The organism is Fusibacter sp. A1 (assembly GCF_004125825.1).
Classification (GTDB): domain Bacteria; phylum Bacillota; class Clostridia; order Peptostreptococcales; family Acidaminobacteraceae; genus QQWI01.
On sequence record NZ_QQWI01000010.1, the window covers coordinates 33,892 to 46,497 of the forward strand.

Below are 12,606 nucleotides of genomic sequence, written 5' to 3' on the forward strand. Positions count from 1 at the left end.
TACCAGAAGCATCTGATATGGAGGTTGTACATGATTGTTTTGAGAAACTATGAAGAACATGTAATTAAAAGCGGAAATCATGTCGCTGAGTACATCTTACTCCATCGTTCAGAGGAGTTTGAAGTTGTTGAGAAAAACATAAAAAAAGATGCCCTAGTCATCTGTAGAACAGACGAAACTCATGATAACATGAATTTTTATTATATTGTATCCGGCAGCCTTAAGAATGCGGATACCGATATAGTATATCAACCTGGATCTACCTTGTGTTTTAAGGAACTGGAAACAGCGATGGTTTTTGAGGTGTTGGAAGACACCAAAATGATATGGACTATTCAAAAACCATTGTATGATAAACTACATTTAGAAAATAATGCGATCATGCAGGTGTTGGATCAAATTCAGCAGAAGGACGCCTATACAAAAGAACATACACTACGCGTCACTTCTTATGCAAGACAACTTGCAAAGCTATGTGGAATGAACGGTCGAGAAATATATGATGTCGTCATGGGTTCCCTATGTCATGATTTAGGGAAAATTGAAATTGAAGACTCCATTCTTAATAAGCGAGGCAAACTAACCGAGCAGGAGTTCGATGTGATAAAGACCCATGTCGGATATGGATATCAACATGCAAACGAATATCTTACTGACGGTCAGGCTGAAATCGTGTACGCTCATCATGAAAGGATAGATGGCTCTGGATATCCTCGAGGACTCTCAGAGAATCAGATTGCCGAAGGCGCAAAACTATTGGCAGTAGTTGATAGTTATGATGCGATGACCAGCGATAGACCTTATAGGAAAGGAATATCGGTTGAGGATGCGCTTGCTGAGTTGAAAAAGGGAATTGGTACACTTTATAAAAAAGAGTTTGTGGAAGTTTTCTGTCATTGGATTGAAAATGAAGAGATTAAGACAACTGAGGTGATTTAACCTAGGTTGTTTTTTTTGACCGTTACCGCTGTTCAATGACATTAAATCTTATTAACATCTAAATATTTTCATAAGATCTGGGCATAATATAGGCAGGGAGGATAGTGCGATGAAAAAGTCTGCAATGATAAGCTTGTTTCTAACACTGGCGCTGATTGCGTCAAGTTGTTCGTTACCTGTAAATGATACAGGTTATGAGTATCCGTCGATCGAAGAGCTGATCAAAAGCCAACAGGATTTTGTCAATAACCGTGATGAAAATGGATTCTTGACTACGATTAATCGAGACAATACGGTTTATTGGAACGAGTCCAAGTATTTTGCCCATAATCTGACGTTTGCTAATTTCAGTGATTTTAAAATGGAGATCGAATCTATGGGTGAAAGCAGTGAGGATGAGGTGATCGTCACGATTCGGCAGAGCTATCTTCAAAACGGCAATACGAATAGTACGACCTATGACAACGTGTATGTGAGACGAGATGGTACCTGGTATGACAACGATCTTCACTTTGAGTCTGTTAAGCTTGGTGGTATCAAGGTGCTATATATGGCGGGAGTCAGTAATTTGGAAACACTGAAGGAAAAGGTGCTGATAAGCGTTGAAAATGTGGAGGCGACTTTTCCTGAAAAGGTGGAGGGCGATTTTGAGATCAAGCTTTACAGCGACCAAGAGCTGCTAAGGCAAAAGACGGACCTTGGCATCGAATGGCTCTTTACCGGTTGGGCCGAAGAGGGGCATGCGATAAAGGCGTATACAGAACATAAGAACGACTACAACTACGAAGTGCTTTTTACCCATGAACTGATCCATAAGGTGACGATCGCAAGGGCGAACGGGAACATGCCCATATGGTTTGCAGAAGGACTTGCGACCCACTACGGTTCGAATTTTGTGAGTAAGGGAGATTATATCGATCAGGGAAAATCGACTGCACAGGACTTGAATACGTCTTTGGAGGAACTGATCGCTCAGAATCTGCAAGTGCTGCAGTCCAAGCAGGAAATCTATGCTTATTATGGGACAGCGGCGATGTATGTCAAATACCTTGCCGAGACCTATGGTGATGAAAAGGTGTTTGAGCTATATCAGACGCTTGGTATGTACCCTTTTAACGACATAGCCAGCAATCCTAATTGGACAAAAGTTTGCGACGACCATATGAAAGAGACTCTCAAAAAAGTATTGGGACTTGAGATAGAGGAGATTTCTAATGGATATCTGCTGTGGTATGAGGAACGTTATCTATAATATCTGCGAAGGTTCAATTAGGAGTCAAGTAGCCGGAGAAAAAATCAAAGCCACCAGTTAAGGTGGCTTTTTTAGTAGGATCAGTTCAATAAAATCTCGACGATCTCCACTTCGGGTACCTGATAATAGGTGGTGATTTTATCAAGTGCGTTTTCGAGTGATACTTTATGTAGGTTTTCGTAATCGAATGCCACGTCAAACACCTCGGTATTGGGCATGGTCGACATCATGTAGGGTAGATTGAGTTTAAATGTCATAAAATCAAATGTTTCGCCGTATTTTGGATTGATGGCTGTGAATTTTACCTGTAGCGTATGGTAGTTTTCCTCGAAGATGAGTGTTTTCAGGTCATCGAATGAGATTTTCTCTGGATCTATGCTGTAGTTCAATTGTCCGCCCGTCGTTTGTTTCATTTGATAACGTTTAAATAATTCCTCCACGTGGTGGCCTGATTTGCAGTTTCTATTCATTATTTTAACCCCTCCCGAACCTATCATAACATTCTGAATATTCAGAGTAAATAGTTACCTAAATTATTTTCTTTTTGTAATGCTTATTGGAACAAAAGAGGTATGATATACTTAAGTCATTATTCTCATTATGATAAAAATTCGCAATTTGAGAAAAATAAATCCAGCGATTTGATCAAAAGGTAAGTAAACAGGCCTTTCCACAGTTGGCATGTGAATTGCAGTATATAAAGTCACATATGTGAAGTGATCGCGATCTGTTGAAATCAATTTGTAGAAATTGTGGAGGTTAATCATGGAGAAAAGAATTTTGATCAATGAAGAGCACAGTCATGAAAAGCTCAGCAACAAAGATTATATGAAATTTTTAATTCCTTCCTTAATTGGTGTGTTTTTATTCTTGTTTCCTGTAATCAGAGATGGAGCAGTGAATATCCCCTTAGGCTATCTGATCGATTTCTTTAAGGGTGTCTTTAAACCTTTTGGAATGTCAATCATCTATGGTGTGGTCATCCTGTCGTCCTTTATTACCATCGCGCATAAGATTTTTAAGTTCAAGGCGATTGAAAACAGCACCTTCTGGTCCGGTATTTTTAAAGTCGGCATCATCGGACTAATCCTTCGTTCCTTATCCGTTATTTTTGCTCTGGTCTTGATTTTTGAACCTCAGGGAACTTTATTTGCAATGGTTGCAAACGGCAATACAGGATTCTTGGCGATGGATCTGATGTTCACGATCTTCGTTACTTTCTTTATTACCTGCTATACGATTCCTCTGATTTCAGATTACGGGATTATGGACTTCACGGGCACGATCTTTAGGGGACTTACTTATCCATTATTCAAGCTGCCTGGTAGAAGTACGGTCGACCTGGTCACTTCTTGGATAGGCGGCAACAGTACTGGAATTTTGATTACGATAAGACAATATGTTTCAGGTCACTACAATGCAAGAGAAGCGGCTGTGATTTCAACGATGTTCTCCGCAGTTTCACTTCCCTTCTGCCTAGTGATCGCCAATACGCTTGATGTCGGTGACAAGTTCATGATCTTTTACGGAATTCTAGTTCTTGTTGGAATCATTTCAACCATGATCATGGTCCGCATTCCACCCCTGTCGACGTTTGATCAATCGACCTACAACGATATTCCTTATCAAACACAAGAAATCGCACCAACCGGCCTTAATAAGTATGCCTGGGCTTTCAAAAAATCTGTGGTAAAAGCAAGAGAAGGCGGCGGTATCAAGGATGTGGTCGTTCAGGGGTCCAAAACATATCTGGATTTATTCTTATCACTGGCACCTACAATCATGGCAATTGCCATCGTGGCGCTCGTGCTGTCTGAGTATACTCCGATATTCACCTGGATCTCTTATCCGATGGGTTACTATCTTAAGCTATTAGGTGTTCCTGAAGCGTTTGAAGCGGCTCCAGCCACTATCATAGGATTTGCAGATATGTTCTTGCCTGCCATCGTGGCCAGTTCGATCGTATCCGCTAAAACAAGATTTATCATCGGAATTTTGTCGCTTGTTCAAATCGTCTACCTGTCAGAAATGGGTGCGGTCTTGATCGGGTCTAAGATTCCTTTAAACATTAAACACTTAGCAGTGCTGTTTATGGAAAAGACGCTAATCGCGTTACCGCTTATCGTTCTCTTCACCAATGTTTTCGGCGTCTATTAGCCGTTGATGATGAGGTGATCAAATGAATAGAATAACAGTGATCGGTGCAGGAAACGGCGGTGTGACCGCCGCCTACCATTTCTCAAAACTAGGAAACGATGTTTGCCTATATGATCAGGAAGGTTTTGACACACAGCTTAAGGCGATACAGTCAAGCGGCGGTATCGAGGCACTAAGTGAGCTGAGTGAGGTAGAACTCATTTTACAAGGTTTTGAACGGATCGACAGGGTAACCACAAAAATCGAAGAGGCACTGACCTATTCGAACATGCTGGTGATGATTGTTCCGTCATTTGCCCAGGAAGTACTTTTTGACATGATGCTGCCTTTTTTAACTGAGGAACATATCCTGTTTTCTCTACCGGGAAATTACGCGAGTCTTGCCCTTGAAAACCACAAGAAAGCAAGAGGGTATTCAGATCTTAATCTGACCTTTGTGGATGCGATGACAATTCCATGGGCATGTAGGTTGTCGGACCCTGGTAGGGTGGGAATCATGGGGATCAAGGAATTCATCTACGCAGCGGTGCATCCGAAATCCAAAGAGAAAGAAGCGATTGTGAAAATCAACGAGTTCTTTCCGATTGAGGTGAGACTGCTTGAGAATGTAATTGAAGCAGGTCTTGAAAACATCAATTTCGGCGGGCATCCACTTATCACGACGCTCAATATGGGATTACTTGAAAACTTTAAGGGCCATTTCAACTATTATTGCGACTGCGTCTCCCCGTCGACTGACAAAGTGTCCGAGAAGATGGAGCTTGAGCGAATCGAAATAGGCAAGGGCTTTGGACTTAACTTAAGACCCGAGCTTGAAATGATGAACGCCCTATACGACACCGATGCGAAATCCGTGTACGAGTTCAATAAGACATCGGTGACCCATGGGAAGATACATTCGGCCCCGGATTCTTCCAGCAGCAGGTATATCACAGAAGATGTGCCCTATCTTCTTGTTCCTGTGTATGAGTTTTCCAAGTTGCTTGGCATCGAGGTTCCAATTGTCGAATCCTGCATAAGGATAGCTTCCGCCTACAATGATGTGGACTACTTTAAGACGGGTAGGACCTTAGATAAAATGGGCTTTGGCAATATGACTAAAGAGGATATTTTAAGGGCTGTGAATAGGTAAAGAGCGAGGAGCGAGCAATGGTATCCCTAACACGAATTTCGGAGTATGTGGCACAAACGGCAAATATCATCGGTGGAGTTTTGGAGCTTGATGTTCTGATTGTGGACCGTTCGTTAAGAATCATCGGAGACAGCGATCTGGCATCTGTTTCAGAAGAGGAGTGCATCAGGAAGGATTCGATCCTTGCCAAGGTCATGGCTGAAAAGGAACAGATCATCTTAAGCTCCAAAGAGCATAACGCAGGATGTGCCAGCTGTCTTCAGAGAAACCTGTGTATGGTCGAAATGATCATAGGGATACCCATTTTCTTCGAATCCAAAATACTGGGGAGTATCGGAATCATCGCCAATACCCTCTATGACAAAGAAAAAATGATCAACAATCAAGAAAACTATCTGAAGTTTATCGATAGAATGATCGAACTGCTGACCAATAGGTTAAAAGAGGAACAGGCACTAGAGGAAATCTCGCTTCTTAAGAAGAGGATGGAAGTAGTGCTTGATTCTATCGATGATTTTTTGGTGTTGGTCTCAAGAGACGGTGAGATACTTCAGACCAATCTCAATTTCAAGAACATCTTTAAAAGAAAAAAGCCTAAGTATCTGAACGAGGTCTTATGTGCCGATGTTGTAGATCAGCTTTTGAATGACAGTGAAGAAGTGAAGTTTAAAGAAGTCAAGGTGAACAAGATCCATGATTTTCTGTTGAGTTCAAAACCGGTGATTGTAGATCAAAAGGACCACGGCGCGCTGCTCAGTTTCAAATCGATCAAAGACGTCGCAGTGGAAATGAACGAACTGTATACCCATAGCATGGACGTCGTCTTTGACGATCTTGTGGGGGAGAGCCCTCAGATCAATATGGTGAAGGAACGCATCAAGCAGATCGCATCCAGTTCATCAACGGTGCTTATAGACGGTGAAACAGGGACAGGCAAGGAAGTGATCGCAAGACTGATCCATAACACATCGACTAGAAGCAATGCCCCTTTTGTGGCGATCAACTGCTCGGCTATTCCAGAGGATTTGATGGAATCCGAGTTGTTCGGCTATGAGGAAGGCGCTTTTTCTGGCGCTAAGAAGGGTGGCAAGATTGGAAAGTTTCAACTAGCGAGCGGTGGAACAATTTTTTTGGATGAAATCGGGGAAATGGCATTGCACCTGCAGTCCAAACTCTTAAGGGTACTGCAGGAACGTCAAGTCAACAAGATCGGTGGACTTGAGTCTACAGAAGTCGATGTGCGTATTCTTGCGGCGACCAACAAGCGACTTGAGGATCTTGTCAAGCAAGGCCGATTCAGAGAGGATCTGTACTATAGGCTCAAGGTCATTCCGATCACCAGCCCTCCGCTTAGGGAACGAAAAGACGACATCAGACTTTTGGTGGATTATTTTATCAGTTACTATGCAAGCCGCATTGGTAAAGACATCAATGGAATCAGCGATAATGCGATGGGTATCTTGATGGAACATCCTTGGAAAGGCAATGTGAGAGAGCTTAGAAATGTGATCGAGTTTTCAATCAACATGAGCACAGGCGATATGATCACCCAAACGTCCCTGCCCTTTGATCTGGTTCATCCAACCCAGGAGTACGATGAGGATCTGAATATCGAGGTAGTCACTCAGCGTTTGATTGAAAAAGCGCTTATAAAATATGGAGATAGCACGATTGCCAAGGAAATGGCTGCGAAATCGCTTGGAATTTCGGTGGCGACCCTTTATAGAAAAATGAAAGAGTTGGATTTGAAAAATAGCATCGGTTGAGCGAAAGTCGTGAGAAAATCACGACTTTTTTTATGGTAAAGGTTTTATTGATATAATAGAATTAAAGTGTCGTATCATGTGAGTTGCTTTTTACGAATTGTCAGAGAGAAGTGGAGGTGCCTATGCCACTCACGATAGAGCAAAAAAAAATTTTAATGCTTCGCCGGAGAATCTTCTCTAGACCTTCAAAAACGATTCAAGCGCTAAAGGATAAATTTTCTAGTCCGCTTATGAACGTTATTCAAGAAGGGGACAGCTTTTTCTTGGCAAGAATAGAGCATTTCAGTGAGCAAAGCGCGGCTTGCATCTGTGGTCGCTCGGTCAAACACCTCTATATCATCAGGCACGTGGATAAAGAGCTGGAGCTGGGGCTCGGTAGCGAATGCGTGAAACACTTTTTTGAAAGTGCTTCGGCTGACAAACTGGAAGAGGATCTGAAGAAATTCGACGAATTCTGCCACCAGGTGGAAGAAGCGCTAGATAAGGGAGTGCTGGAAGAACAGCTTCTACTGCTTGATGTGTATAAAAATAAGAAAAACGGATTTTTGAAAAATGAAATCGAAAGACTCAACTACGGACTGCCGCTTACTGAACCCGAATACCGGCGCCTCGTGGAGCGAATCAACCGTGACACGGTAGCCATTGAAAGGACGCTTGACACACTAATCAAACCTTATGAGTCCTTTGCCACTCTCGAAGACAGGCAGTATATCCTTGGAGTGTTGGAAGACGGTTATCAGATCCGTACGGCTGAGGATTTAAAAGACTTTTCACTCGGCGATCTGGCAGCTAGCATCAGGCCTTATATGAAGCAAAGGACAAGGGAATCCTTTGATCAGAAAACAATCTGCCAAATAGAAGCTTCTGTGGTTGAAAAAGAAGTGGATTACCTGTTGGTTGCCGATGTGATTACGGGTATACAGGTCATTAAAGAACAGGTTGACCGCTTAAGTGCTACAGCGAAAGTTGAGTTCGACAACTTGATAAAAGACCTAGAGGACTTAAAGGAACTCGACAGCAAGCTTTATCTTGAGATGCTTGTTCACAAAGAAACCAGAGTGGTGTTGCAGGCGGATCTGAATCAGCTAAAGATTAAGATGAACCTGTACAAGTGAAGGGGTGGATTACAGTTTTCCTTGTCGTTGAAAATCATGCTATAATGGGTTGTTGTTTCGATTGTTAGAAGGAATACTCATAGTGCCTATTGGAAAAGGAGCAGATAGATGGATCATACGCAGCAATTCATCTACTTATATAACCTCATCATACAAATGTTTATTTTGGCGTATGTCATGGTGATGGTCGAGAAGAAGAAGACAACCACCAAAGTATATATGCTGATGGTACTTAGCATTATTGTTTTGACAGTCCTAGAGGCCACTTCATGGCTGGTGCTGGATAAGCCGGGACAAGTATTCAAAACACTGAGTGTGACTGTGATAACACTGGTCTATAGCTTGAATGCATTACCGATGATTTTGGGATTTACTTTTTTTGACTACCACGTAGTGGGTAGTGACAAGGTGGTCAAGAGGCGTCGATTCCTCTATATGGTCATATGGACGATGCTGATATGCTTGAACGTATCCAATCTCTGGAGTCATTTTGTTTTTACGGTGGACGAGTTCAATGTCTATTCAAGAGGCTTTGGTATGTATCTCAATGTAGGAATTCAGTATGCGGTGTTACTGACCTATGTTTCCGGGACTGTCAAATACCTAAGGTCTGTGTCGGGGAGAATCATCAGGATGTTTTTGATGTTCACCTTCTTTCCGATGCTTGGAAGCCTGATTCAGGTTCTTTACTATGGGGTTCCTGGAATCTGGCCGATGTATGGCCTTTTGATGCTCTTTATCTTCATCTTCATGATCAGGGAGGATATGAGAAACGATTCGCTGACGCTGCTTTACTCGCGTGGACAGTTCGATGAGAGACTGCATTCAAAACTCAGACACGACAAGCCGTTTACGATAGCGCTTATCGATTTGGACGAGTTCAAGGCGGTAAACGATAGTTTCGGGCATAATGAAGGAGACGAGCTGTTAAGAACCTTTGCGCGGTTGCTTGAAGATTCGGTTCGCAAGGTTGACATGGTTTCTAGGGTCGGCGGAGATGAATTTACTTTGATTATCGAATCTGAAAGTAGTGCCGTGGGTGTACAAGTTCTAGAGCGGATTGCAAATAATGTAAAGGAATTCAACGAGACGAGCACAAAATCCTACAAGCTTGAGTACAGTCTAGGATTTCAATTTGTGGAACGGCCAAAAGACGAGAATCTGCTGGAACTCATCGGCGTCATAGATGAGCGGATGTATGAGCAGAAGAATAGGCACCATGCATGTAAAGAACACAAATAGGGCATTTGGATTTATATATAATAAGCAGGCAGAAAATCAGTGATTGATATTTTGCCTGCTTTTTTAGTGTGCAAAGAGTCATGTATGGAGTTTTGAGAACATAGGTCATTCATGATCAAAATCGTTATGATGGTCATCGTTTTCAGGTAGCACTGATGCGTCTTTGTAAAACGCGTTAAAGCCTACATGGGCAAGTGCGACGCTGAGAAAGATAATGAAATAGTAATGCCATAGAGAAAAAATGAATCCTAACAACAGATAGATCATAATGGAAGCCACGGCTACAAAGGTAACGAAATTACGCCTTTTCTTGATCAGAAGTGGAAGATCGACCGACTCGATCCTATCACTTGCTTTACTATGAGAGTAGTCTCGTCCCACCAGCTCATCGATGGATATGTTGAATACGTCTGCAAGTAAAGAAAGGTTATGAATATCAGGTAGCGCTTCATCACGTTCCCATTTTGATACAGCCTGTCTGGAAACACCCAGTTTATCCGCAAGGGCTTCTTGGGAGTAACCTCTGCTTTTTCTCAGTTCAATCAGTTGAGTGCTTAGTTTGATCATACTATATCACCTCTTTACCTAATTATCGCAAATTTACCGGTTGCATACCACCATTTTCGACTTGAACTTTGTCAACTGATAGTTGCATCCTAAATAGAGTAATCCGTAGACTTCACATGCGTAAAAATAAATTTGGTGGTACACTAATATTAAAAGTTGTATTGCAAATGACTGGGAGGGAACTATGCTGACAAGTAAAGAACTGACTTCTGATACATGGCATGATTTTGAAAAGCTTTTTGGAAAACATAAGGGTGTGCATGGTGGCTGCTGGTGCATGTGGCACAGACTAAGGTCTGTCGAGTTCAATAAGTTGAGCAAGGAAGAAAGGCGGATGGCGTATCACGATGAAACCATGGCGGGAAACGGTTGCGGCATTATCGTTTATGACGGGAGTGAACCAGTTGCCTGGTGCCAATTCGGTAAGCCGAGTTGTCTCAAATCCTATGACTTTGGAAGAGTCTATCCGAAACTTGACCTGCCTTCACATTTGAAACCGGATTGGCGCATTTCGTGCATTTTTGTAGACAAGGATAGAAGACACGAACAGTTGGCTTCCTATGCGCTGAATGCTGCGATTGAGGTTATCAGAAAAAAGGGCGACGGAGTCGTAGAGGCTTTTCCCCTAAAATCGGCAGCCTCTGGCCGTCCTCAGTATACAGGATCAAAAGAGATGTTTGAAAAGCACGGGTTTGAAGACGTGATGAGCCTTACTGCAAATACGGATTATATGCGTGCGATTATTTAGTGGATATGCATGGAAATGATGAAACCTTAAATTTATCTTAAAAACCACGAAGTTTTGAGAAGTTGATGTATAATGGTTAATGTTTTAACAGAAGTGTTTTTACTAATTGTGGAACAGGTGAGCAATTGCCTAATAAATGCATAGGTAACAGGAGGACAAGTATGAAACGTCATTTTAAAGTAAGACATGTGTTCAGTTTTGTTTTGATCTTGGCACTGGTTATGGCCGGTGTAGCTTGTCAAAAACAACTGAGTGCGAAAGAAACCGTAGAGAGACTATATGAAGAAAGTTTGAACCTTGATGCCTATTCGGCGAAGTTCGAAGGTGATATGAGCATGGAGTTCATCGGTGAAACGGATCCGATGATCGAACAGTACCTCGGTATGTTCAAGAACATTAAAATGAGCGGTGATATGCAGTATAAGGACACTGATAGAATTGGTGACTATGCGATGAATTACACGCTGGATATGAACGGCATGTCTATGGCGATTGAATTCTATTTTGATGGAAGCCGTATGATTGTCAACTATCCGCTACTGCCCAATTATATCGTCATCGACCTGCCTGAGCTGTTAGGTATGCTCAATGAAGAGCAAGAAGCTCCTGTAGAACTGGATTACGAGAGTATTGTTCAAGATCTCGAAGCGCTGACGAGTGAGTTTATGCCTAAACTGAGTGGCGAGATAATCAAGCTGATTGATGAAAACTCCCTAGAACTCTTGGATGAGTACACCTTTACTGTCGATGGTGAGAGTGTGACAAGCAAAGCGGTTAAAGTAAATCTGGATACTGACTTGATGATAGGGATGATGAACTCCTTATTTGAGCAAGCAAAAAACAGTGAAGTCGTCTATCAAATCGTAAAAAAATACGATATCGACGATGAAGTAGGAAGCTTTGAAGACTACCAGGCGGGCTTTGATGGTTTAAAGGCAAGCTTTGAAGAAGAAATGAACTTGAGTGAGTTCGAAGAGATGATGAAGAACATCTCGTATACCTATATTCTTGGATATGATAAAAATTATCGTGTGAACCATATGGCCCTTGATTTAACGATGAAGATTGACGATGAATCCATCGGCACGGAAATTGAGATGACGATGGGTGCCGTCTATGCGATGAACTACGATGCAAAAGAAATTGAGTTCCCCGAACTTACCGATGAAAACAGCATGTCGATCATGGAGTTGTTTCCTGACTTATCAGGCTATGGTTCCTATGAGGATGGCGGGGATTATGAGGACTATGTTCCTGTGAACTATTTCATTGAAGAACAGGTGCTCATGCTTGATGACATTGCTCAGGATCTGACTTTACTGACTGAAACGACTGAGATAGAGGAAGTGTTCGAAAGTTATGTTTATGATTCTTATTTTGAAGTGATGAATCTGTATTATGCGACTAGTGAAGGGGAGATGATTCTGTATCCGAATCAGGAACTTCCTGACAATTACGATCCGAGGGAAAGACCTTGGTATACTGAAGCCCTTTTACAGGGAACCATGATAGGTGAACTCTACGAAGATGCTGCCTCAGGAAGATTTGTACAATCGATTTCTAAGACGATCGTCTTAGATGGTGAGGTCATCGGTGTAGTCGGAATCGATATTTTTGTGGACTGATATAATAATCTAAAACCGGTGTCTAGGACATAGAACGATTAAGGCGCAGTTGTTTTGACAACT

At 42.1% G+C, this 12,606-nt stretch carries 11 protein-coding genes; 9 read left to right on the top strand and 2 right to left on the bottom strand.

Translation table 11 applies throughout. The features are described 5' to 3' along the window. Positions 1 to 30 precede the first annotated feature (30 nt). Positions 31 to 939: an HD-GYP domain-containing protein gene (locus tag DWB64_RS14395; RefSeq protein WP_129488954.1), complete on the top strand. Its 909-nt coding sequence runs from the start codon at positions 31 to 33 to the stop codon at positions 937 to 939. 109 nt (positions 940 to 1,048) lie between these two features. Then, on the top strand, positions 1,049 to 2,191 hold the full coding sequence (locus DWB64_RS14400) for a hypothetical protein (RefSeq protein ID WP_129488955.1): 1,143 nt from the start codon (positions 1,049 to 1,051) through the stop codon (positions 2,189 to 2,191). Positions 2,192 to 2,271: 80 nt separating this feature from the next. Here the strand turns inward: DWB64_RS14400 and DWB64_RS14405 are convergent, their stop codons facing one another. After that, positions 2,272 to 2,661: a hypothetical protein gene (locus tag DWB64_RS14405; RefSeq protein ID WP_129488956.1), complete on the bottom strand. Its 390-nt coding sequence runs from the start codon at positions 2,659 to 2,661 to the stop codon at positions 2,272 to 2,274. A gap of 295 nt (positions 2,662 to 2,956) precedes the next feature. Between DWB64_RS14405 and DWB64_RS14410 the strand changes: the two genes are divergently transcribed. The 5 genes from DWB64_RS14410 to DWB64_RS14430 all read left to right on the top strand — a co-directional run bounded on the left by DWB64_RS14410 (position 2,957) and on the right by DWB64_RS14430 (position 9,603). Continuing rightward, entirely contained in the window at positions 2,957 to 4,348 is a 1,392-nt protein-coding gene (locus DWB64_RS14410; protein ID WP_129488957.1) for a YjiH family protein, read from the top strand. Positions 4,349 to 4,370: 22 nt separating this feature from the next. Further along, complete coding sequence (locus tag DWB64_RS14415) at positions 4,371 to 5,480, top strand: NAD/NADP octopine/nopaline dehydrogenase family protein (protein WP_129488958.1); 1,110 nt, start codon at positions 4,371 to 4,373, stop codon at positions 5,478 to 5,480. A gap of 17 nt (positions 5,481 to 5,497) precedes the next feature. Then, positions 5,498 to 7,246, top strand: a complete 1,749-nt coding sequence (locus DWB64_RS14420) for a sigma-54-dependent Fis family transcriptional regulator (protein ID WP_129488959.1) — start codon at positions 5,498 to 5,500, stop codon at positions 7,244 to 7,246. 122 nt (positions 7,247 to 7,368) lie between these two features. Continuing rightward, positions 7,369 to 8,361 (top strand): hypothetical protein, encoded by a 993-nt coding sequence (locus tag DWB64_RS14425; RefSeq protein WP_129488960.1) that lies wholly within the window; start codon positions 7,369 to 7,371, stop codon positions 8,359 to 8,361. 108 nt (positions 8,362 to 8,469) lie between these two features. Beyond that, on the top strand, positions 8,470 to 9,603 hold the full coding sequence (locus tag DWB64_RS14430; RefSeq protein WP_129488961.1) for a GGDEF domain-containing protein: 1,134 nt from the start codon (positions 8,470 to 8,472) through the stop codon (positions 9,601 to 9,603). 105 nt (positions 9,604 to 9,708) lie between these two features. On the opposite strand, the gene DWB64_RS14435 is transcribed toward DWB64_RS14430, so the two are convergent. Beyond that, on the bottom strand, positions 9,709 to 10,170 hold the full coding sequence (locus DWB64_RS14435; protein ID WP_129488962.1) for a helix-turn-helix domain-containing protein: 462 nt from the start codon (positions 10,168 to 10,170) through the stop codon (positions 9,709 to 9,711). A gap of 184 nt (positions 10,171 to 10,354) precedes the next feature. Between DWB64_RS14435 and DWB64_RS14440 the strand changes: the two genes are divergently transcribed. Further along, complete coding sequence (locus DWB64_RS14440; protein WP_129488963.1) at positions 10,355 to 10,918, top strand: GNAT family N-acetyltransferase; 564 nt, start codon at positions 10,355 to 10,357, stop codon at positions 10,916 to 10,918. A gap of 161 nt (positions 10,919 to 11,079) precedes the next feature. Continuing rightward, complete coding sequence (locus DWB64_RS14445; RefSeq protein WP_129488964.1) at positions 11,080 to 12,543, top strand: PDC sensor domain-containing protein; 1,464 nt, start codon at positions 11,080 to 11,082, stop codon at positions 12,541 to 12,543. Positions 12,544 to 12,606: the final 63 nt, after the last annotated feature.